General features: G+C 68.4%; 20 protein-coding genes. 9 read left to right on the forward strand and 11 right to left on the reverse strand.

Annotation, left to right across the window (positions count from 1 at the left end; genetic code table 11):
- The first annotated feature begins 282 nt into the window (after positions 1 to 282).
- Positions 283 to 1,740 carry a peptide MFS transporter gene (locus ACZ7OI_RS05455; protein WP_470262942.1) on the forward strand — a complete coding sequence of 486 codons (1,458 nt, stop codon included), beginning with the start codon at positions 283 to 285 and terminating at the stop codon, positions 1,738 to 1,740.
- Here the strand turns inward: ACZ7OI_RS05455 and ACZ7OI_RS05460 are convergent.
- Positions 1,737 to 2,459, reverse strand: a complete 723-nt coding sequence (locus tag ACZ7OI_RS05460; protein WP_470262943.1) for a VIT1/CCC1 transporter family protein — start codon at positions 2,457 to 2,459, stop codon at positions 1,737 to 1,739. The two genes, ACZ7OI_RS05455 and ACZ7OI_RS05460, sit on opposite strands and share 4 nt — an antisense overlap.
- 121 nt (positions 2,460 to 2,580) lie before the next feature.
- Between ACZ7OI_RS05460 and ACZ7OI_RS05465 the strand changes: the two genes are divergently transcribed.
- The gene (locus ACZ7OI_RS05465) at positions 2,581 to 2,919 is read left to right on the forward strand and encodes a cupin domain-containing protein (protein ID WP_470262944.1); all 339 of its coding nucleotides are present in this window, start codon (positions 2,581 to 2,583) and stop codon (positions 2,917 to 2,919) included.
- 62 nt (positions 2,920 to 2,981) lie between these two features.
- Here the strand turns inward: ACZ7OI_RS05465 and ACZ7OI_RS05470 are convergent, their stop codons facing one another.
- From ACZ7OI_RS05470 to ACZ7OI_RS05480, 3 genes are all read right to left on the reverse strand, one after another.
- Entirely contained in the window at positions 2,982 to 3,503 is a 522-nt protein-coding gene (locus ACZ7OI_RS05470; RefSeq protein ID WP_470262945.1) for a DUF6319 family protein, read from the reverse strand.
- A 137-nt stretch (positions 3,504 to 3,640) separates the two neighbouring features.
- On the reverse strand, positions 3,641 to 5,620 hold the full coding sequence (acs, locus tag ACZ7OI_RS05475; RefSeq protein ID WP_470262946.1) for an acetate--CoA ligase: 1,980 nt from the start codon (positions 5,618 to 5,620) through the stop codon (positions 3,641 to 3,643).
- 119 nt (positions 5,621 to 5,739) lie between these two features.
- Positions 5,740 to 6,318 (reverse strand): GNAT family N-acetyltransferase, encoded by a 579-nt coding sequence (locus ACZ7OI_RS05480; RefSeq protein WP_470262947.1) that lies wholly within the window; start codon positions 6,316 to 6,318, stop codon positions 5,740 to 5,742.
- 114 nt (positions 6,319 to 6,432) lie between these two features.
- Here ACZ7OI_RS05480 and ACZ7OI_RS05485 point away from each other — a divergent pair, with 114 nt between their 5' ends.
- The 5 genes from ACZ7OI_RS05485 to ACZ7OI_RS05505 all read left to right on the forward strand — a co-directional run bounded on the left by ACZ7OI_RS05485 (position 6,433) and on the right by ACZ7OI_RS05505 (position 11,647).
- The gene (locus ACZ7OI_RS05485) at positions 6,433 to 6,930 is read left to right on the forward strand and encodes a phosphoribosyltransferase (protein WP_116204936.1); all 498 of its coding nucleotides are present in this window, start codon (positions 6,433 to 6,435) and stop codon (positions 6,928 to 6,930) included.
- Entirely contained in the window at positions 6,927 to 7,649 is a 723-nt protein-coding gene (locus tag ACZ7OI_RS05490) for a Fic family protein (RefSeq protein ID WP_470262948.1), read from the forward strand. The genes ACZ7OI_RS05485 and ACZ7OI_RS05490 overlap by 4 nt, the downstream gene beginning before the upstream one ends.
- An 89-nt stretch (positions 7,650 to 7,738) precedes the next feature.
- On the forward strand, positions 7,739 to 8,488 hold the full coding sequence (locus tag ACZ7OI_RS05495) for a 3-hydroxybutyrate dehydrogenase (RefSeq protein ID WP_470262949.1): 750 nt from the start codon (positions 7,739 to 7,741) through the stop codon (positions 8,486 to 8,488).
- 34 nt (positions 8,489 to 8,522) lie between these two features.
- Positions 8,523 to 9,830 (forward strand): MFS transporter, encoded by a 1,308-nt coding sequence (locus tag ACZ7OI_RS05500; RefSeq protein WP_470262950.1) that lies wholly within the window; start codon positions 8,523 to 8,525, stop codon positions 9,828 to 9,830.
- Positions 9,827 to 11,647: a helix-turn-helix domain-containing protein gene (locus ACZ7OI_RS05505; protein ID WP_470262951.1), complete on the forward strand. Its 1,821-nt coding sequence runs from the start codon at positions 9,827 to 9,829 to the stop codon at positions 11,645 to 11,647. The genes ACZ7OI_RS05500 and ACZ7OI_RS05505 overlap by 4 nt, the downstream gene beginning before the upstream one ends.
- Here the strand turns inward: ACZ7OI_RS05505 and ACZ7OI_RS05510 are convergent.
- The gene (locus ACZ7OI_RS05510; protein ID WP_470262952.1) at positions 11,632 to 12,147 is read right to left on the reverse strand and encodes a TetR/AcrR family transcriptional regulator; all 516 of its coding nucleotides are present in this window, start codon (positions 12,145 to 12,147) and stop codon (positions 11,632 to 11,634) included. The genes ACZ7OI_RS05505 and ACZ7OI_RS05510 overlap by 16 nt on opposite strands.
- A gap of 142 nt (positions 12,148 to 12,289) precedes the next feature.
- Here ACZ7OI_RS05510 and ACZ7OI_RS05515 point away from each other — a divergent pair, with 142 nt between their 5' ends.
- Positions 12,290 to 13,165 (forward strand): aldo/keto reductase, encoded by an 876-nt coding sequence (locus ACZ7OI_RS05515; protein ID WP_470262953.1) that lies wholly within the window; start codon positions 12,290 to 12,292, stop codon positions 13,163 to 13,165.
- Positions 13,166 to 13,167: 2 nt separating this feature from the next.
- On the opposite strand, the gene ACZ7OI_RS05520 is transcribed toward ACZ7OI_RS05515, so the two are convergent.
- On the reverse strand, positions 13,168 to 14,046 hold the full coding sequence (locus tag ACZ7OI_RS05520; protein WP_470262954.1) for a sigma-70 family RNA polymerase sigma factor: 879 nt from the start codon (positions 14,044 to 14,046) through the stop codon (positions 13,168 to 13,170).
- A 71-nt stretch (positions 14,047 to 14,117) separates the two neighbouring features.
- On the opposite strand from ACZ7OI_RS05520, the gene ACZ7OI_RS05525 reads away from it, so the two are divergent.
- A complete protein-coding gene (locus ACZ7OI_RS05525; RefSeq protein ID WP_452077508.1) occupies positions 14,118 to 14,570 on the forward strand; it encodes a carboxymuconolactone decarboxylase family protein in 453 nt (150 codons plus the stop codon).
- 60 nt (positions 14,571 to 14,630) lie between these two features.
- Here the strand turns inward: ACZ7OI_RS05525 and ACZ7OI_RS05530 are convergent, their stop codons facing one another.
- The 5 genes from ACZ7OI_RS05530 to ACZ7OI_RS05550 form a co-directional block, all read right to left on the reverse strand.
- The gene (locus ACZ7OI_RS05530; RefSeq protein ID WP_470262955.1) at positions 14,631 to 15,209 is read right to left on the reverse strand and encodes a hypothetical protein; all 579 of its coding nucleotides are present in this window, start codon (positions 15,207 to 15,209) and stop codon (positions 14,631 to 14,633) included.
- Between the two features lie 13 nt (positions 15,210 to 15,222).
- Positions 15,223 to 16,299 carry a Nickel transporter NicT gene (gene nicT, locus ACZ7OI_RS05535; protein ID WP_470262956.1) on the reverse strand — a complete coding sequence of 359 codons (1,077 nt, stop codon included), beginning with the start codon at positions 16,297 to 16,299 and terminating at the stop codon, positions 15,223 to 15,225.
- 93 nt (positions 16,300 to 16,392) lie between these two features.
- Positions 16,393 to 17,322 (reverse strand): N-acetylmuramic acid 6-phosphate etherase, encoded by a 930-nt coding sequence (locus ACZ7OI_RS05540; RefSeq protein ID WP_470263446.1) that lies wholly within the window; start codon positions 17,320 to 17,322, stop codon positions 16,393 to 16,395.
- Between the two features lie 16 nt (positions 17,323 to 17,338).
- Complete coding sequence (locus ACZ7OI_RS05545) at positions 17,339 to 18,250, reverse strand: MurR/RpiR family transcriptional regulator (RefSeq protein WP_470262957.1); 912 nt, start codon at positions 18,248 to 18,250, stop codon at positions 17,339 to 17,341.
- Between the two features lie 301 nt (positions 18,251 to 18,551).
- Positions 18,552 to 20,306: a serine hydrolase domain-containing protein gene (locus ACZ7OI_RS05550; protein WP_470262958.1), complete on the reverse strand. Its 1,755-nt coding sequence runs from the start codon at positions 20,304 to 20,306 to the stop codon at positions 18,552 to 18,554.
- Positions 20,307 to 20,316: the final 10 nt, after the last annotated feature.

Below are 20,316 nucleotides of genomic sequence, written 5' to 3' on the forward strand. Positions count from 1 at the left end.
ACTCCTTGTGGGGACAGCGGATCTCCCGCCGACCAGACTTCCCGGCACACCGATGTCCAGTTTACCGTCCGCAGTCGCCGATTACCGGCCGTTGTGACGAACGGCAAACCACGACTGCCCGATGACGCTCGCATTGCTCAGCGCCGCGCGCAAACGCAGGTCAGCCGGTCGCGTCGGCCAAGTTGTCTAGTCCATACTGACGCCGGTTTTTCGTTCACCTGTTCGCCTTCTAGCATGCGAGGAGAGAACGACAATGATGTTGAAGACAGGGACGAGGCAGTAGTGAGCACCCCTATCGACGCCCAGGCCGACACCAGATTCTTCGGGCACCCAAGGGGGTTGGCGAACCTCTTCGGCGTGGAGATGTGGGAGCGCTTCTCCTTCTACGGGATGCAGGGCATCCTCGCCATCTACCTCTATTACCAGGCTGACAAGGGCGGCCTCGGCATCGACCAGAGCGCCGCGCTCGGCATCGTCGGCGCCTACGGCGGCACGGTCTATCTCGCCACGGTCGTCGGCGCGTGGATCGCCGACCGGCTGCTCGGCTCCGAACGCACGCTGTTCTACAGCGCCATCGTGGTGATGATCGGACACATCGCGCTGGCCCTGCTGCCCGGGCTGACCGGCGTCGGCGTGGGTCTCGCGTGCGTCGCGCTCGGGTCCGGCGGGCTCAAGGGCAACGCGACTTCCGTGGTCGGCACGCTGTACGCCGAGGGCGACGAGCGGCGCGACGCCGGGTTCACGATCTTCTACATGGGCGTCAACATCGGCGGGTTCATCGGCCCGCTGCTGACCGGGCTCGCCCAGCAGAACGGCGGCTTCCACCTCGGCTTCGGACTCGCCGCGGTCGGCATGGCGCTCGGCCTGATCCAGTACACGATCGGGCGGAAGAACCTCGGCGCGAAGGCGTCCGAGGTGCCGAACCCGCTGCCGTCCACGCAGCGCGCGCTCGTGATCGGCGTGGCCGTGGTGATCATCGCCGCGATCGTCGCGCTGATCATGTCCGGCGTGGTCACCCCGGACAACCTCGCCGACGTCGTGGTCTACACCGTCGTCGCGATTTCGGTGGTGTACTTCGTCGCGATCCTGACCAGCAAGAAGATCACCTCGGACGAGCGCAGCCGGGTGCTGTCGTTCATCCCGATGTACATCGCCAGCGCCGCGTTCTTCTCGCTGTACCAGCAGCAGGCGACGGTCGTCTCGGTCTACAGCGACCAGCGGCTCGACCGCGACCTGTTCGGCTGGACGATGCCGGTGTCCTGGGTGAACTCGATCAACCCGGTCTTCATCATCGTGTTCGCCCCGGTGATCGCGGCGATCTGGACGAAGCTGGGGCCGAAGCAGCCGTCGACGCCGATGAAGTTCGTGCTCGGCACGGTCCTGATGGGCGCGGCGTTCCTGCTGTTCCTGCCGATGGCGCACACCGGCCAGAACGGCAGCCCGCTGATCGCGCTGGCCGGCATCCTGCTGGTGTTCACGATCGCCGAGCTGATGCTGTCGCCGGTCGGGCTGTCGCTGTCGACGAAGCTCGCGCCGAAGGCGTTCCGCACGCAGATGGTGGCGCTGAACTTCCTTTCGGTGTCACTGGGCACGGCGATGTCGGGCAAGCTCGCGCAGTCCTACGACCCGAAGGACGAGGTGCCGTACTTCAGCATCATCGGCGGCACCGCGATCGTGGTCGGCGTGGTGCTGCTCGCGCTGATTCCCTTCATCCGCAAGTTGATGCGCGGAGTGCACTAACCCACGGTGGTGCCGAAAAGCACCCCGACGAAGTAAGTGACGAGCATGGTGAGGGCGCCGACGCCGACGTTGCGGGCGATCGCGCGCCCCGCCTGCGCGTTGCCGAGCCTCGCGCTCACGAAACCGGTGAGCGTGAGGCCGACGACCACCGCCAGCGCACACGCCCAGACGCGGACGCCGACCGACGTCCAGGCGATCGCCAGCAACGGCAGCAGCGCGCCGACGGAGAACGCCAGCAGCGACGCCCACGCCGCCTGCCACGGGCTGGTCAGGTTGTCCGGGTCGATGCCGAGTTCGGCTTCCGCGTGCGCTTGCAGCGGGTCCTTTTCGGTCAGCTCGCGCGCGACCTGCTTCGCCAGCTCCGGCGAGAGGCCCTTGTCCTCGTAGATCTGCGCGAGTTCGCGTTCCTCGGCCTCCGGCATCGTTTTCAGTTCGTGCTTCTCGAGCCGCAGCAGCGCGCGTTCGGTGTCGCGCTGGGTGCTCACGCTCACGTATTCCCCGCCCGCCATGGAAAACGCGCCGGCGACGAGTCCGGCAATTCCGGCGGTGAGGATCGTGGTGCTGTCCGCGGTGGCTCCGGCGACGCCCACGACGATGCCCGCGACGGACACGATCCCGTCGTTCGCGCCGAGAACCCCGGCGCGCAGCCAGTTCAGCTTGCCGCCGAGGTCCTCGTGCGGTTCGTGCGCGTGCACCGCGTCGCCCATCGTTTCGGTCACCGCTTCAGTGAATCACGGAAATTGTTTCCGCGCGACATTTTCCCGGAGTCGTGGAATGCGGTTAAGAAAGGCAATCCTCAATGAATTGTGCCTTGCCTGACCGGGCGAATAGGCTGCCGGGATGGAGCAGGGGTGGCGGACGTTGTCGATGGTGGAGGGACAGCCGTTGCGCGGCGGCACCGGGCGGATCCGGGAGCGGGCGCGCGCCGAGCACGGTCTGGCGTACGAAATCCGGTACCCGGCAGGCGTCGCGTCGGCCGAGCACAGCCACGACCACGACAGCATCGTGCATGTGCTGGAAGGGCGGTTGCGCGGCACGGTCGACGGGGTGTGGTCCGAACTAGGACCGGGCGACGTCCTCGTGCATCCGCGCGGCGTGCGGCACCACGTCGAAGCGCTGACGGACAGCCGGTGGATCGAGTTCAAAGCCCCGCTGCCGGGACGGCCGCCTGTCGGCTGAAACGACGAACGCCCGGGTCCGGAGCCACAGTGGACACCGGACCCGGGCGAACCGGGTCTAGCTCAGTTGTCGAGTTCGGCCAGCGCCGCCTTCGCGGCTTCGAGCTCGGCCTCCAGCTGCGCGACCTTCGCGGCCTGCGCCTCGCGGGCGGCGTTGATGACCTCGTCGATCGGACCGGACAGCTCCTCGTGCAGCTCCTTGGCCGCACGCGAAACCGCCGCGGCCGGGACCGCCAGGCCCTTCGCGACCCACTTGGCGCCGTTCTTCAGCTCGGCCTGCCACTCGCCGTCCGCCGTGCCGGTGACGGTCAGCGTCAGCTCCACGGTGCGGGTCTTCTTCGCCGTCGACGCCGCGGCCTTCGGGCGGCCGCGCTTCGGCTTCGGCGAGTCGACCGCCGGAGTCTCGTCGGACCCCGACTCCGGCTTCGAGGCGTCCGCCGGGGCGGAGTCCGAAGCTGCCTTCTCAGGGGCGGCAGCGGGCTCGGCGACTTCCGGGGCCTCCGGGGTGCCGGCGGCCTGCGGCGATGACGCCGCCGCCGTCTCGGCCGCAGTGTCCTCGTCGTGCGTCAAGGCTTCCACGGACATTCGTGTCGTCTCCTTGCCCGGATCTGGGTTGGGTACGCGGGCATCTTAGAACATGCGTTCGATGCCCGCACTTTCAGGGGATCAATGCAGGAAGGGACCCTCCCAGCCGGGAGAGTCCCTTCCTGACGGTGAAGAACTTACTCCTCCTTGCCGGAGTTCAGTCCGGAGGAGATGAGGTCCATGACCGACGAGTCGGCGAGCGTGGTGACGTCGCCGATCTGCCGGTTCTCCGCGACGTCGCGCAGCAGCCGGCGCATGATCTTGCCGGAGCGGGTCTTCGGCAGCTCCGCCACGACCATGATCTGCCGCGGCTTCGCGATCGGCCCGATCTCCTTCGCGACGTGGTTGCGCAGCTCCTGCACCGCGCCGTCCCCGCCGTCCACCGCGTTGCCGCGCAGGATCACGAACGCGACGATGCCCTGCCCGGTGGTCGGGTCGGTCGCGCCCACCACGGCGGCCTCGGCGACCGTCGGGTGCGACACGAGCGCGGACTCGACCTCGGTGGTGGAGATCCGGTGCCCGGACACGTTCATCACGTCGTCCACGCGGCCGAGCAGCCAGATGTCGCCGTCTCCGTCGTACTTCGCGCCGTCACCCGCGAAGTAGTAGCCCTGCTCGGAGAAACGGGACCAGTAGGTGTCGCGGAAGCGCTCGTCGTCGCCCCACACGCCGCGCAGCATCGACGGCCACGGCTTGTCCAGCACCAGGTATCCGCCGCCGCCGTGCGGGACCTCGGTGCCGGTGTCGTCCACGACCTTCGCCGAGATGCCCGGCAGCGCGCGCTGCGCGGAACCCGGCTTGGCGGCGGTGACGCCGGGCAGCGGCGAGATCATGATCGCGCCGGTTTCGGTCTGCCACCAGGTGTCCACGACCGGCGTCTTGTTCGCGCCGATCTTTTCCCGGTACCAGATCCAGGCCTCGGGGTTGATCGGTTCGCCGACGCTTCCCAGCACCCGCAGCGAGGACAGGTCGTACTTCGCCGGGATGTCCTCGCCCCACTTCATGAAGGTGCGGATCAGCGTCGGCGCGGTGTAGTAGATCGAGACCTTGTACTTCTGGATGATTTCCCAGTGCCTGCCCTCGTGCGGCGTGTTCGGCGTGCCCTCGTAGACGACCTGGGTCACGCGGTTCGCCAGCGGGCCGTACACGATGTATGAGTGCCCGGTGATCCAGCCGATGTCGGCGGTGCACCAATAGACGTCTTCGCCCGGCTTGTGGTCGAACACGACGTTGTGGGTGTACGCGGTCTGGGTCAGGTACCCGCCGGAGGTGTGCAGAATGCCCTTCGGCTTACCCGTGGTGCCCGAGGTGTACAGGATGAACAGCGGGTGCTCGGAATCGAACGCTTCCGGCTTGTGCTCAGCGGACTGTCCGTCGACCAGTTCGTGCCACCACAGGTCGCGGCCCTCGGTCCACGGCGTCTCGCCATCGAGGTCGCTGCCGGTGCGCTTGACGACGATGACCTTCTGCACGGTTTCCGCGCCCTGCAAGGCTTCGTCGACGTTCGCCTTCATCGGCGCGGCCTTGCCGCGGCGGTACTGACCGTCCGAAGTGATCACGATCTTCGCGGCCGCGTCGTCCACCCGCGCGCGCAGCGCCGTCGGCGAGAAGCCGCCGAACACCACGCTGTGCAGAGCGCCGATCCGCGCGCACGCCAGCATCGCGAAAATCGCCTCGGGCACCATCTGCAGCTGGATCGCCACGACGTCCCCGGCGACAACTCCCAGCGACGACAGCGCGTTCGCGGCCTTCGAGACCTCGTCCTTCAGCTGCGCGTAGGTGATGTCGCGCGTGTCGCCCGGCTCGCCGACCCAGTGGATCGCGACCTGGTCCCCGTGGCCGGACTCGACGTGCCGGTCCACACAGTTGTAGGCGACGTTCAGCTTCCCGCCGACGAACCACTTCGCGAACGGCGCATTGGTCCAGTCCAATACCTGGGACCACTTGGTGTCCCACGACAGCTGCTCCGCCTGCCCGGCCCAGAACTGCTCCCGGTCAGCGTCCGCCGTCGCATACAGCTCGGCCTTCGCGTTCGCCTGACCAGCGAACTCTTCGCTGGGGGGAAACGTGCGGCTCTCCGTGAGCAGGTTGTCCAACGCTGGGGACTGCTCGGTCATGGTGCAAAGCCTCCTGTAGTGCGAACCCGCGGCTCAGGGAACGCTAGCGACGTTAGTCCGCCTACGACAAGGTTGCAGCCACGTTGCGCGCACAGCTCCAAGCGAAGTGCGGCGACGGCTCAGCCGAGGCGGGCGAGCAGCCGGGCACGGGCGCCCGGCCACTCGGCGTCCGTCATCGAGTAGAGCACCGTGTCGCGGGTCGTGCCGTCCGGACGGATCCGGTGCGCTCGCAGCACCCCCTCGCGCAGCGCGCCGAGCCGTTCGATGGCGCGTTGCGAGCGGAGGTTGCGGTTGTCGGTTTCCCACGCGACGCGCTGGGCTCCCCAGTCCTCGAAGGCGTTGCGCAGCAGGAGGAATTTGGACTCGGTGTTGAGCGCGGTGCGCTGGAAATCCGCGCCGATCCAGGTGTGCCCGATCGAGAGGATCCGGTGTTTCGCTACTACCTGGTAATAGGAAGTGGTGCCCGCGACGCGGCCGGACGCGACGTCGATCTGCGCCCACGGGCGGCGGTCAGGGTCGGCGAGCGCGTTCTTCACCATCGTCTCGGCTTCGCCGAGGTCGGCGGGCTGGCGGACGCTCAGCCAGGCCCAGATGCCCGGGTCGGCTCCGGCCTCCAGCAGGCCGGGCGCGTGGTCGGGCGTGAGGGGTTCGAGCCGTACGTGGCGGCCGGACAGAATGGGGTGTTCGCTCCAGGTCACGCGATCACGCTACGTCGGCAAGTGGCTGTGTCGAAGTGCCATTTCTCGATCATTTCAGCAGTCCACTATTCGGCCGCTTATGCTCCCTGGACCACCCGGAGAAAGAGAGCGCGCATGGCCGAGGAGCGAGAAAACCTCACCTGGGAGTTGTTCGGTTCGGCGAGCCGGGAGCTGGCCCAGGAGGTGGCCGCGGACGGCTTCGTCCCCGACCTCATCCTGTCCATCGCGCGCGGCGGGCTGTTCGTCGCCGGCGCGCTCGGGTACGCGCTCGACGTGAAGAACCTGCACGTGATGAACGTCGAGTTCTACACCGGCGTCGACCAGCGACTGGACCTGCCGGTCATGCTGCCGCCGGTGCCCAACGTGGTGGATCTCACACACAAGAAGGTGCTGGTCGCCGACGACGTCGCGGACACCGGCGCGACGCTCAAGCTGGTCCGCGACTTCTGCGCCGACCACGTCGCGGACGTGCGGTGCGCGGTGGTTTACGAGAAGCCCGCTTCGACGGTGAAGTGCGAGTACGTGTGGAAGCGGACTGACCGGTGGATCAACTTCCCGTGGTCGGTTTTGCCGCCCGTGGTGGAGCGCGCTGGGCAGGTGCTGGACGCATGAGCGATCCGCTGAAGCCGTTGCTGGAGCTGGACGGCGTTGCTGCTGCGGCCAAAGCCGCGCAGGACGCGATCTTCGCCGTGCACCGGTTGCCCGCGAATCTGCGTGGCGGAGCGGAGACCGCGGCTGAGGCTTCGGTCCGTGCCGCGCGGGCTTCGGCGGGAATCGACGGGGCGAATCCCGAGTTGCCGGAAGGCGGTTCAGTGACCGACCCGCTGCTCGCCGGATCGTTGCGGGTGGCGGAAAAACTGGAGTCGCTGCTGCCGACGTGGCGGCGGGCTCCGTTGCAGACGTTGGCCCGGCTGCATCTGCTGGCCGCGTCCGATGTGGTGTCCGATCCGGATCAGCTCGGCCGTCCGCAGCGCGGCGGCGAGCGGCTGGAGCTGCTGGCTCAGCTCGTCACCGGGGCGACTTCCGTGCCCGGGCCGGTGCTGACCGCGGTCGTGCACGGCGAACTGCTGGCGTTGGCCCCCTTCGGTTCGGCGGACGGGGTGGTCGCCCGGGCGGCGGCGCGGCTGTCGATGGTCGCGACCGGGCTTGATCCGAAGGCGTTGACCGTGCCGGAGGTTGCCTTTTTCCGGCGGGTTCCGCGGTATGTCGAGCTGGCGCAGGGGTTCGCCGGCGGGACGACGGACGGTGTGCGCGAGTGGCTGCTCTTCTGTTGCGAGGCCTTCGAAACCGGGGCGAACGAGGCGCGGAGCATCTCGTCGGCCGCTGGCTGACCGGTGTGGTCTGACCACATCACCGAACGGCATTCTGTAGTGGACTGAGCCATGGTCGCCCTGGTCGGAGCGACTTACTGTTTCCGGCCATGACCAGTGACAGTTCCCTCGCCGGCCGCACCGCGTTGGTGACCGGCGGCGGCAGCGGCATCGGGCTGGCTTGCGTGCGGGCGTTCGGTGCGGCCGGGGCGAAGGTGCACGTGGTGGACGTCGCCGGGGCGGAGGCGGCGGCCGCCGAGGTCGGCGGGCAGGCGCACGTGGTGGACCTGACCGATCCGGCGGCACTGGCGACCCTGCCCGCGGACGTCGATGTGCTCGTCAACAACGCGGGCGTACAGTACGTCGCGCCGTTGCCGGAATTCCCGCCGGAGCGGTTCGCCTTCATTCAGTCGTTGATGGTCACCGCGCCGTTTTTGCTGATCCGCCAGTGCCTGCCCGCGATGTACGCGCGCGGCTGGGGCCGGATCGTGAACATGTCCAGCGTGCACGGCGTGCGGGCGAGTCCGTACAAAGCCGCTTACGTCACGGCGAAACACGCGCTCGAGGGACTGTCCAAAGTGGCCGCTCTCGAAGCCGCGGAGCACGGTGTGACCAGCAATTGCGTGAATCCTGGTTACGTCCGTACTCCGCTCGTCACCGGACAGATCGAAGCGCAGGCGGCCGAACACGGGGTGCCGCCGGAAGAAGTGCTGGAGCAGGTTTTGCTGCGCCGGGCCGCGATCAAGCGGTTGATCGAACCCGAGGACGTCGCCGATCTCGTGCTGTGGCTGTGCGGCGAGTCCGCCGGACATGTCACCGGTGCGTCGCTTCCCGTTGACGGCGGCTGGACCGCTGGCTGAAATCCCCTTTCCCCACAACGGAGTGGAGTCCACTATGGACAAAAAGCTGCTGCGCGTCGTCGGAGCCGGGCTGATCGGAACCACCATCGAGTGGTACGACTTCTTCCTCTACACCTCGGCCGCCGCGCTGGTCTTCAACAAGCTGTTCTTCCCGACCGCCGACCCGCTCACCGGCACCCTGCTGGCGTTGCTGACCTACGCGGTCGGATTCCTCGCGCGGCCGATCGGCGGGCTCGTGTTCGGGCACTTCGGCGACCGCATCGGACGCAAGAAACTGCTGGTCGTGAGCCTGCTGCTGATGGGCGGTTCGACGTTCGCGATGGGTCTGCTGCCCACGTACAGCGCGGTCGGCGTGCTCGCGCCGGTCCTGTTGACGCTGCTGCGGCTGATCCAGGGCTTCGCCCTCGGCGGCGAGTGGGGCGGCGCGGTGCTGCTGGTTTCCGAGCACGGCGACGATCGGCGGCGCGGGTTCTGGGCGTCCTGGCCGCAGACTGGCGTTCCGGCCGGGAACTTGCTGGCCACGGCGGTGCTCGCGATCCTGGCGTCCGCCCAGTCGGACGCGACTTTCCAGGCTTGGGGCTGGCGGGTTCCGTTCCTGCTGTCCGGAGTGCTGGTCGTGCTCGGCCTGTGGATCCGGCTGGCGGTTTCGGAATCGCCGGTGTTCATCGCGGCGAAGGCGGCTGCGGACGAGCGTGAGCAGGCACCGATTGTCGACGTCTTCCGCGGGCATTTCCGTGCGCTGGCAGTGACGTTCGGTGCGCGCATAGCGGAAAACGTGTCCTACTACGTCATCACCGCGTTCATTCTCGTGTACGTGACGACTGGGCTGGGGCTGCCGAAAGCGACTGGCTTGACCGCGGTGCTCGTCGCGTCGGCGGTGCATTTCGTGACGATTCCCTTGTGGGGCCTGCTGTCCGACAAGATCGGCCGGAAGCCGGTGTACCTGTTCGGCGTGGTCGGAATGGCCGCATGGTCGTTCGGCTTCTTCTGGCTGCTCGACCTGCGCACCACCTGGTCGGTGATCGGCGCGGCGGTGGTCGGGCTTGTCGTGCACGGTGCGATGTACGGGCCGCAGGCGGCGTTTTTCGCGGAACAATTCCCGACGCGGGTGCGCTACACCGGGCTCTCGGTCGGCGGCCAGCTGTCGTCCATCGCGGCCGGGGCGGTCGCGCCGTTGATCGCGGTGGCGCTGTTCGAGGCGTACCACTCCACGGTGCCGGTTTCGGTCTACGTGGTCGCGATGTGCCTGTTGTCGCTGGTCGCACTGCTCGCCGCCCGCGAGACGCGCGGCGCGTCGTTGCACGAGACGGCCGCCGAACGGCAGGCTTCAATGACAGCATGACGGGCGTGGACCCCACTGCCGAGGCGTATCGCCGGCTGCTCGAACTGCTCGCCGCCGGAGCGAGCAGCGAGCAGCTGGCGCACGTCGCCGCCCGGGGGTTGTCCGCGGAGCAGTCCGCCGCGATCGGTTCGGCGACCGAGCTGGCGCTGCGGATCCGCGAGACGCTCAGCGAGCACCGACGGCGGGAAGCCGAGCTGACGGCGTTGTTCGACACCGCGAGCGACCTCGCCCGGCTGCGCGACCCGGACGCGGTGCTGCGGTCGATCGTTCGGCGCGCGCGGACACTGCTGGGCGTGGACGTTTCGTACCTCAGTCTCAACGACGAGGCGAACGGCGAGACGTACATCCGCGTTACGGACGGGTCGGTTTCCGCGCTGTTCCAACAGATTGTCCTCGGGATGGGCGAAGGTCTCGGAGGGCTCGTTGCGCAGACCGCGCGTCCATACGCGACTGCGGACTATTTCCAGGACGAGAGGTTCCGGCACACGAGCCCGATCGATGCGGGCGTCCGCGAGGAGGGGTTGAAGGCGATTCTTGGTGTGCCGTTGGCGATCGGCGGCAAGGTTCTGGGCGTGCTGTATGCGTCGGACCGGTCGTCGCGGGCGTTCTCGACGGCTGAGGTCGCGCTGTTGTCGTCGCTGGCCGCGCACGCCGCGATCGCCTTGGACACCGCGCATTTGCTGGACGAAACACGGTCCGCGGCTGCGGAGCTGAACGCGGCCAACGCGACGATGCGGCGGGCCGACGACGCGCACGACCGGTTGATGGACCTCGTGCTCGGCGGTGCGGATTTGCCCGCGGTCGCGGCGGAAGTGGCCGGAGTGTTGCGCGGCTCGATCGCCGTGCACGACGAAGAAGGCGGGCTGCTGGCCGGTGCCTCGGTCGCTTTTGACGCTGCCGCGGTGGCTTCCTCGCACGCTAACGGCCGCGCAGTGTCTACAAAGGACGTCTGGGTGTGTGCGGTGCGGGCGGGCCGAGAGTTGCTTGGCAGCCTGACGCTTTCCGGACGTCCGGAGCTGGCTGGGGACGACCGTCGGCTCTTTGAACGCGCGGCTGTCGTCACGGCGTTGTTGTTGCTGCTGCGTCGTTCCGTTGCGCAAGCCGAGGACCAGGTGCGCGGCGAGTTGCTGACCGACTTGCTCACCGCGCCGACCCGTAACCCGGGTTCGTTGGTGGCCCGCGCACGCCGGTTGGGCGTCGATTTGTCGGCACCGCACGCGGTTTTGGTCGCGCATGCCTCCGGAATTTCTCGACGCGGACTGGCTGCGGCTTGCGCGAGGTACGGCGATTTGGTCGGTGTTCACGCGGAGCAAGTAGTCGCGCTCGCACCCGATCAGCCTGCGGCAGCGCGGATCGCGGCTGAGCTGAAGTCCATTGTGGACTGCCCGGTGACCGTCGGCGCCGCTGGTCCGGCGAGCGGGCCGGAAGCGTTGGCGCAGGCGTACACTGAAGCTGTTCGATGCGTTAATACTCTGCTGGCACTTGGCCGCGAAGGCGACGGCGCGGCGATGGCCGATCTCGGGTTCCTCGGCGTCCTGCTCGGCAGGCATTCCGACCTGTCCGGTTACGTCCGGGCGACGCTCGGCCCGGTCCTCGACTACGACGCCCGCCGCGGCACCGACCTCGTCGGCACGCTGCGCGCGTACTACGCGGCAGGCGGGAATTTGGCGCGGGCGAAGGAAACCCTGCACGTCCACGTCAACACGGTCGCGCAGCGGATGGAACGCCTGGCCGCGCTGCTGGGCGAGGACTGGCGTGAACCCGAACGGTCGCTGGAGATCCAGCTCGCGCTGCGCGTGCATCAGCTCGGCGGCTGACGGACTCCGGCGAGGATCAGGTCGAGCATCCGGTCCAGTTGCTCCGGCCCGCCCGGCAGCGTCCGCATGCTGCACGCGCCGACCACCGTCACGACAACGTCTTGCGCACGAACGTCCGCTCGAAGCGTGCCGTTCTCAACTCCCGCATCCAGGATCAGCTGAACTGCCTCGGTCAGCTCCGCGCGTACCTGCGTCATGTCGACGGTGCCCGCCTCGATGATCGCGCGCAGCGTGTCGGCCATGTCGTGCTTCGTGCTCGCGTACTCGGCGAAGCGGTCCATCCACCGACGCAGCGCGCGAAGCGGCTTCTCGGCAGCGAGCAGCTTCGGCGCGCTCGCGACGACCTGCGCCAACTCGTCTCGGTACAGCGCCTCGACGAGCGCTTCGCGGGTAGGGAAGTGGCGGTAGAGCGTGCCGATGCCGACGCCTGCTTCGCGCGCGACTCGCTCCAGCGTGACGGGCTCGTCGCCTTCGCCGAACGCCTTGCGGGCAGCAGCCAACAGACGGAGACGGTTGCGTTCAGCGTCCGCGCGAGGTTTCTTCGGGCTCGACAAAGCGGAGGGTCCTCCGTTTCTGCTACGGTGGAAATACGGAGGCGCCTCCGCATCAACTTCCACTATGCCACGGCAGGAGTTTTTCCTCATGACGGCAACCACCTCTCCAGGCGGCACCGCGAAGCTCGCCGGCCACGAGGTCGCGCGGATCGGCTACGGCGTGATGCAGCTCGGCCGCCCCGGTACCGACCGTGCTGAGCAGGTAAAACTGCTCCGCTCCGCGGCGAGCGCGGGCGTGAACCACCTGGATACCGCCCAGTTCTACAGCGACGGCCGCTGCAACGACCTGATCCGCGAAGCGTTCTCGCCCTATCCGGACGACCTCGTCGTGGTGACGAAGGTCGGTGCCGAGGAAGCACCGCAAGGGCTTCGGCTCGCGCAACAGCCGGAGCAGCTGCGGGCGCAGGTCGAGGACAACCTCGCCTCGCTCGGCGTCGAACAGCTCGACGTGGTCAACCTGCGCCGCGCGGACGCCGGACCCGGGCTGATCGCGGAAGGCGACCAGATCGTCGATATCGACGACCAGCTGGCCGAACTGATTTCCCTGCGCGACGCCGGAAAAATCGGCTCGCTCGGGCTCAGCAACGTGTCCGCGGACCAGCTCCGGCACGCGCTGCCGGTCGGGATCGTCTGCGTGCAGAACTCCTACAACGTGCTCGCCCGCGCCACCGAACCAGTGCTGGAGCTGTGCCGGGAACACGAGATCGCCTGGGTGCCGTACTTCCCGCTGGGGTCCGCGTTCGAGCTGGGCCAGGACGTCACCGGCAATCCGGTCGTCACCCGGATCGCGGCCGAACTCGGCTGCACCCCCGCCCAGGTCGCGCTGGCCTGGCTGCTTCAGCGCTACCCGGGCACGTTGCTGATCGCGGGCACGGCGACTCCGGCGCATCTCGCCGAGAACCTCGCCGCCGGCCAGGTGCAGCTGCCCGCCGAAGCGGTAGCCGCCCTGGACCGGCTCGGCTGACCTCAGAAGTCCAACGCCGCGATCCGCTCGACGTCGGCGAGGATGTTGATCTCCACGATCAGCCCGTCCGACATGGTGAACGACAGCACCGAAACCGGCTTCCCGTCGCGCAGGGCGACGATGCCGGGGCCGCCGTTGACGGTCGCGTACTGCGACACCATGCCGGTCGGCCGGAACCGCGACGCGTTGCCCGCGACCTCGGCCGCGCCGCGCACGACCTTCGAGTCCGGGCCGCCGGTGTCGACACGCAGCAAAGCGTCCGGGTGCAGAAGGGTGACGAGCCCTTCGAAGTTGCCGCCGCGGGCCGCGGTGAGCCAGGCGTCCGCGATTTTGCGCTGTTGGGCGCGGTCCGGCGGACCGGCCGGCGTCGCGCCCTGCACCCGCCGCCGCGCCCGGCTCGCCAATTGCCGTACGGCTGCGGTGTTCTTGTCGAGCATCGTCGCGATCTCGTCGAAGGGCACGGCGAACATGTCGTGCAGGACGAAGGCGAGCCGTTCCGCCGGGTCGAGCGCCTCCAGCACCACCAGCAGCGCGAGCCCGACCGAGTCCGCGAGGACCTCCTGCTCCGCCGGATCGACGCCGTCCCCGGTTTCCACGACGGGGTCGGGCACCCGGATGTCCAGCGGGTCCTCGCGGCGGGTCGCGCGGGAGCGCAGCATGTTGAGGCATTGCCGCGAGACGATCGTCGTCAGCCAGCTGCCGGTGTTGCGAATGTCCTCCCCGGACGACCGCGTCACCCGCAGCCAGGTCTCCTGGATGGCGTCGTCGGCCTCGGCGAACGAACCGAGCATCCGGTACGCCACCGCCCGCAACCTGGGCCGATGCTCCTCGAGCTGAGCCGCCCAAAAATTCTCGTCCTGTTTTTCGTCCCGCACTGTCACATCTTCTCCTTGGGCCGGGTCCTACCACCAAGACCCGCCGAACGCGGCGGACGTGACAGGAGGAGATCACCATGCAGGCTCGGATGACCCACCCGATCAAGGTGCACCCGGAAGCGATGAAGGCGCTGATGGCGCTGGCCACCGCCACGAAGGACAGCACCGTGCCCGCGACCACGCACCACCTGATCCACCTGCGGGCCAGCCAGATCAACGGCTGCAGCGTGTGCGTCGACCTGCACGCCCGCGAGATGAAGGAGGCCGGTGAGAAGGACGAGCGGATCTGGGCCGTCGGCGCGTGGCGCGAATCGCCGTACTTCACCGACGCCGAACGCGCCGCGCTGGAACTCGCCGAGTGCGTGACGCGGCTGGCCGACCAGTCGGACCCGATCCCGGACGAGGTCTGGGACGCGGCCGCGGACATCTACGACGAGAAGGAACTGTCGGCGCTGCTGCTGTCCATTGCCGGGATCAACGTGTGGAACCGGCTGAACGCCGCGATCCGCCAGCCGGTCGGATCGTTCTGAAACGCACTGGGGGTGTTGCCGGGGCGGCGGTGAGGGGATCCGCCGCCGCTTCCGGCAGCTTCACACACTCGCCGGGAGCTGATCCCGGATCGCGGCGACGGCGGCTCGCGGATCGTCGGCCCAGAAGTCGAGCTGAGTGATTTCGACGGCGCCCTTGCGGCCGAGATCGACCACCCGCGGTTCGCGCAGGGCGACCGAGAGGTTGGTCGACTGGTTGATTCCCACTGCCAGCACACCGTCTTCGGGCACGGTGACGCCGCCCCGCGCGCGCAGCGACCGGCTCACCTGCCGGACGGAATCGATGCTGGCCAACGGGATCCGGCAGTCGAAAAAGGACAGATAGCGCACCCGCAGCGCGTCCTTGCCGACTGAGTGCGGGTACTTGTAGAGCGTCGCGACGAGCGCGAGGAACCAGAGCGCGCCGAGGATTTCCAGTACCAGCAACGCGATCCGCAGCGGTACGGACTTCACCACCACCTCGACCAGTGCGATGTCGACCGGGTTGACCGCCAGCATCACCCAGAACAGCGGACGGATGCCACGGCTGTAGTGGATCGCGACGCCGTCCGGCGGCACGTCGGTCCGGCGGCGGAGCACGAGCGACAACGCCCTCGCCAGTATCAGCACTTGTCTCTTCACGGTTCCCCCAGTGTCAGTCGGCGGTACCCAGCCGCGCGGCCCACTTCTCCTCTATTCTCCCGAATTTCCAGATCGCGAACGCGGCCGACCAGGTGATCACGAACAGCCCGACGATCGCGAAGCCCACGTAGTCCAGGTCCACCGAGGCGATCGCGGCGAGCGGGCCGGAGGTGATGTCGAGCTTCTCGGCGAGCAGCGTGACCAACTCGATGGTGCCGATGCCGAGCGCGACCGCCACGGAAAGCGCGGTGACCGTGAGGTTGTAATAAATCTTCCGGATCGGCCGCGAAAACGCCCAGCCGTAGGCGTAGTTCATCAGCACGCCGTCGGCGGCGTCGAACAGGCTCATGCCGGCGGCGAACAGGATCGGCAGCACGAGAATCGCGTACCAGGGCAAGGCGAACGCGGCCGCGCCCGCCGCGAGCACGAGCAGTCCGATTTCCGTCGCGGTGTCGAAGCCGAGTCCGAAAAGGACACCCACCGGATAGATGTGCCACGGCTTCCGCACCGCTTTGGTGGCCCCGCGCAACAGCCGGTTCATCAGGCCGCGATTGTCGAGATGCCGTTCCAGCTCGGCCTCGTCCAGTTCGCCGCGGCGCATCCGGGCGAACACGCGCGCGATCCCGACGAGCACGACCAGGTTCATGATCGCGATCAGGTACAGGAAAATCCCGGACACCGACGTGCCGATCAGGCTGGTCGTCTCGTGCAGCGCGGAGCCGCCGTCCTCCAGCTGTCCGGCGACCGCGCGGACACCCATCGACAGCAGCAGGCACAGCGCGAAGACGATTGTCGAATGCCCGAGGGAGAACCAGAACCCGACCGACAGCGGACGCTGCCCGTCGGCCATCAGCTTGCGCGTGGTGTTGTCGATGGCGGCGATGTGGTCGGCGTCGAACGCGTGCCGCATGCCGAGCGTGAACGCGGTGACGCCGAGCCCGATGCCGAACGTCCCGCCCGCGCCGAGCGCGTAATGCCGCGGTGCGACAACCAGCACGAGCAAACCCCAGCCGACGAGGTTGAGCAGCAGGATCACGGCCGCCATGCCGCCGATCGACCACCGGTCGCCGCGAGTGAGCCGCTGCGTCATCGCCGTCCTTTCGCTTGCCGAAAAGCCGTGAAGGGCTCCTTCAGGGAATCAGATTCCCTCAAGGAGCCCTTCACGGACAATCCAGTAAAGCCCTCAGCCGGCGCGCAGGTGCAGCGAGTCGAGCGCCTTGCGCACGTGCCCGCCTGCCGCGGTCAGCGCCTCGGCGGAACGAGTGACGTCGCTGCCGGACAGCAGGTGCACGAGCGCCACCTTGAGGTCACCGCTGGACTCGGTGAGCGCGTCCGAGCAGTCCGCCATGGTCATGCCGGTGGCTTCCTGCAGGATCCGGATGTTGCGGCCGCGCAGCTTCGCGTTCGTCGCGCGCATGCTCACCATCAGGTTCGAGTAGGTCTTGCCCAGCTTGATCATCGTCGCGCTGGAGAACGCGGTGAGGATCAGCTTCTGCGCCGTGCCCGCCTTCATCCGGGTCGAGCCCGCGATGGCCTCGGGGCCGGTGGCGACGGCGATCAGCACGTCCACGCCCGCCGGTTGCGCGGCGCGCGGGTTGGCCGAGACGAGCCCGGTGTGCGCGCCGATCCGGCTGGCCTCGGCGAGCGCGCCGAGCACGTACGGCGTGCGCCCGGAGGCGGCGAGGCCGAGCACGAAGTCGCCCGGCTGCACCGAGCGAGCGATTTCCGCCGCGCCGGCGTCCGCGTCGTCCTCGGCGTTCTCGACGGCCTGCCGCAGCGCCTTCTCACCGCCCGCGTGGTGGGCGATGAACAGGTCGCCGGGCACGTTGAAGGTCGGCACCAGTTCGGCCGCGTCCAGCGTCGCCAGGCGGCCCGAGGTGCCCGCGCCGACGTAATGCACGCGCCCCCCGCCGCGCAGCGCCTCGACGGCGTAGTCGACCGCGCGCGCCAGCTGCGGCAGCACCGCGGCCACCGCGTCCGGCACCCGGCGGTCCTCGGCGTTGATCGCGCCGAGGATCCCCATGGTGGACATCAGATCGATGTCCACCGTGCGCGGGTTTCGTTGTTCGGTGGGCGAATCGACGTGCACCGTCTGGCAAGGGACGGACATCAGATCCTCGCTTCTTGGTTCATTTGCCGGTTTCCCGCGGACGACGACGACCGTCGGGTCTGACCCCGAGCCGGTGCGAGCCGACCGCGTCCCTCGTGGCGTCCAACGCGCTGACCGACGCGTCCATGTGGCGCTGTGCGACGCCGATGAAGAGGCAGTCGATCACGGTCAGCTGGGCGATCCGGCTTGCTGTCGCCCCGGACCGGAAGGTGGTTTCGCGGGCCGCGGTGGTGAGCACGTGGTCGGCGACCTCGGTGATCGGCGAGCGCGGGAAGTTCGTGACCGCGACAGTCACCGCGCCGTGCTCGCGCGCGACCCGCAGCGCCTCGACGGTGTCCGTGGTCGCGCCGGTGTGCGAGACGCCGACCGCGACGTCGCCCGGCTTCAGCACGGCGGCCGAGGTCAGCATGATGTGCGTGTCCGACCAGGAGAAGCTCACGCGGCCGATCCGGTGCAGCTTCTGCTGCAGGTCAGCGGCGACGAAAGCGCTTGCGCCCACGCCGTACACGTCGACTCGGCCCGCCTCGGCGACGAGGTCGATCACGCTCTGCAGCGAGGCGACGTCGAGCTGGTCGGCGGTCTCTTCGACCGCGCGCGCGTCGGCGAAGCTGACCTTGCCGATGACGGACGCCAGGTCGTCGCCAGGGCCGATCTCGCCGCCGAGGTTGCGCGAGGAGCGCGCCTCGGTGCGGGCAGTGTCCGCCGCGAGCGCGATGCGCAGCTGCGGGTAGCCGCCGACGCCGACGGCCTTGCAGAAGCGCGTAACGGTGGTCTCGGAGGTGTTCGCGGCCAGCGCGACCTCGGTGATGCTGCGGCGCGCGACCGAGGCCGGGTCCTCGAGGACAACCTTCGCGACGCGCTGCTCGGCGCGGGCGAGTCCGGGCAGCAGGGAACGGATGCGAACCAACGGGCTCGCATCCGCGTCGCGCACCGGGGTCTGACCTGCGAAGTGCTCAGAGGGTGCGCTGCTGACTACGGAATCGGTATCATCCGCCGTCGGAAAGTTACTAACCGCTGGCATTTGCGACAAGGCTACCCACATCCTTCGGCAGAACCACAACCCGTCCGTGTCTGCGGACTTCGGTTTGCGATTAATCGTTGTCAAGAAAGTCGCCAACCGGGTCCACCGTGTTAACGAGCTCAAGCTAACGACTTGGCAACTAAGTGTGTCTAGCGAAGGAGTCTTGTTCCACTGAGTGGGGTCGCGCAGGTCGCGATGCGCGGCTGGGCGGCTACCGAGCGCTCAGATTCCAACCTGAAGAGGTCAGTTCCGACGGATTCCGCTCACCATCGAGAACGAGGTGGCCGCGTTGGGTGACTTTCACACTATCGAGGGAAACTCCCCGTCCCGTGTAATTCGGATCGGTGCTGTAACGCCACCGAAGTGAGGTAACGGCAAACGCGGGCACCTCTGCGGACACCCGCCACCAGGACCGGTGCCCGTGTCCGCCGAGCGCGGGCGTCTCCTCGTCGGGCGCACCCGGGCCACGGGCCAGCAAGGGAACCGGTTGCCAATTAACCCCGTCGGTGCTGGATTCGAGCTGTAACGGGTCACTCGGGCCCTCTGTGTCGACGAAGGCGGAGAAGGACACGCGCAGTGGTGCACCTGCTGGAAGCGGTTGGGTGCGGAGAGTAGCGACGCCGTTGTTTCCCAGGCTCGCGTACCAAGCGTCGGGGCCTGCGACCGGCCGCACGGCCATCGCCTTCGCGAGCGAGGTCGCCCAGACCTGGCGGGCGGGGTTGATGGAACCCCAGGTGCGCGTGGGGTGCACGCGGTTGGTGAGCAGCAACGCGAACGACCGCGATTCCGGGTCGATGACCAGCGTGGTGCCGGTGAAGCCGGTGTGTCCCGCGCTGATCGGCGACGCCAGCGCGCCCATGTACCAGGGCTGGTCCAGTTCGAAGCCGAGCCCGTGCTCGTCGCCGGGGAAGCGCTGGTTGTAGTTCGTGAGCATCTTCGTGACGGTGTCCGGCCGCAGGATCCGGTGCCCGCGGTAGCTGCCGCCGTTGAGGATGGTCTGGGAGAGCACGGCCATGTCGCCGGCCGTGGAGAACACGCCGGCGTGCCCGGCGACGCCGCCGAGCGACCAGGCGTTCTCGTCGTGCACCTGTCCGCGCACGAGCCCGCGCGGCGGGGTGGTTTCGTACTCGGTCGCCGCAATCCTGGAGAGCTTCGACGCGGGCGGGTTGTAGCCGGTGTCGACCATGCCGAGCGGCGCGGTGATGCGGTCGTGCACGACCTGGTCCAGCGGCTTGCCGGACAGCTTCTCGATCAGCAGGCCCAAGGTGAGCATGTTGAGGTCGGAGTACAGGTAGGTGCTGCCCGGCGCGTTCTTGAGCGGGCTGTCGAGGATGGCTTTGCGCCGCGACGGGATGTCCGGATAGCCCTGCCAGAGCGACGGTGACGGGTCCGCGTCGAAGCCGGAGGTGTGGGTGAGCAGCTGCAGCACGGTGACGTCCTGCTTGCCGTTGACGCCGAACTCCGGCAGGTAGCGCACGACCGGCGCGTTGACGTCCAGCTTGCCCTGCTCGGTCAGCTGCAGCGCGGCGATCGAGGTGAAGAGCTTCGAGATCGACGCCATGTCGAAGATGGTGTCGTTGCGCATCGGAACCTGCTGGTCCGGCGGCAGTTCGGTGCCCTTGGCATCGGCGTACCGGAGCGCGCCGCCGACGGCGTAGCGGTCCACGACCACGCCGTCGTGCGCGAGCAGGCCGACCGCGCCGGAGAAGTGCGGATGCCCGCTGGCGTCCGGCTGCGTCCAGCTCTTCAGGAACTGCTCGGCGTCGCGGATCGGCTGCGGATCGAGGTTGACCTCGCCCGGGCTGCCGTCGCGCAGCTTCGTGCTCGCCGGGGCGAATCCGTGCTGCGGACGGTCGAAGCGCCCGGCGAAGCCGCCGTGTCGGTTGTCGATCGTTGCTGCTCCCGCGGTCGTCGTGGCCGCGACCAGTACGGCCAACGTCGCGACGAGCACTTTCCTAGCACGCATGACCGCTCTC

The sequence above is a fragment of the Amycolatopsis sp. NPDC114503 genome (assembly GCF_055633655.1).

What these genes read in the sequence shown, in the direction of transcription:
- ACZ7OI_RS05465 (WP_470262944.1), top strand. Translation starts at nt 2,581, where the DNA reads ATGGAGCAGGGGTGGCGGACGTTGTCGATGGTGGAGGGACAGCCGTTG.
- ACZ7OI_RS05470 (WP_470262945.1), bottom strand. Translation starts at nt 3,503, where the DNA reads ATGTCCGTGGAAGCCTTGACGCACGACGAGGACACTGCGGCCGAGACG.
- acs (WP_470262946.1), bottom strand. Translation starts at nt 5,620, where the DNA reads ATGACCGAGCAGTCCCCAGCGTTGGACAACCTGCTCACGGAGAGCCGC.
- ACZ7OI_RS05485 (WP_116204936.1), top strand. Translation starts at nt 6,433, where the DNA reads ATGGCCGAGGAGCGAGAAAACCTCACCTGGGAGTTGTTCGGTTCGGCG.
- ACZ7OI_RS05490 (WP_470262948.1), top strand. Translation starts at nt 6,927, where the DNA reads ATGAGCGATCCGCTGAAGCCGTTGCTGGAGCTGGACGGCGTTGCTGCT.
- ACZ7OI_RS05495 (WP_470262949.1), top strand. Translation starts at nt 7,739, where the DNA reads ATGACCAGTGACAGTTCCCTCGCCGGCCGCACCGCGTTGGTGACCGGC.
- ACZ7OI_RS05500 (WP_470262950.1), top strand. Translation starts at nt 8,523, where the DNA reads ATGGACAAAAAGCTGCTGCGCGTCGTCGGAGCCGGGCTGATCGGAACC.
- ACZ7OI_RS05505 (WP_470262951.1), top strand. Translation starts at nt 9,827, where the DNA reads ATGACGGGCGTGGACCCCACTGCCGAGGCGTATCGCCGGCTGCTCGAA.
- ACZ7OI_RS05515 (WP_470262953.1), top strand. Translation starts at nt 12,290, where the DNA reads ATGACGGCAACCACCTCTCCAGGCGGCACCGCGAAGCTCGCCGGCCAC.
- ACZ7OI_RS05525 (WP_452077508.1), top strand. Translation starts at nt 14,118, where the DNA reads ATGCAGGCTCGGATGACCCACCCGATCAAGGTGCACCCGGAAGCGATG.
- nicT (WP_470262956.1), bottom strand. Translation starts at nt 16,299, where the DNA reads ATGACGCAGCGGCTCACTCGCGGCGACCGGTGGTCGATCGGCGGCATG.
- ACZ7OI_RS05550 (WP_470262958.1), bottom strand. Translation starts at nt 20,306, where the DNA reads ATGCGTGCTAGGAAAGTGCTCGTCGCGACGTTGGCCGTACTGGTCGCG.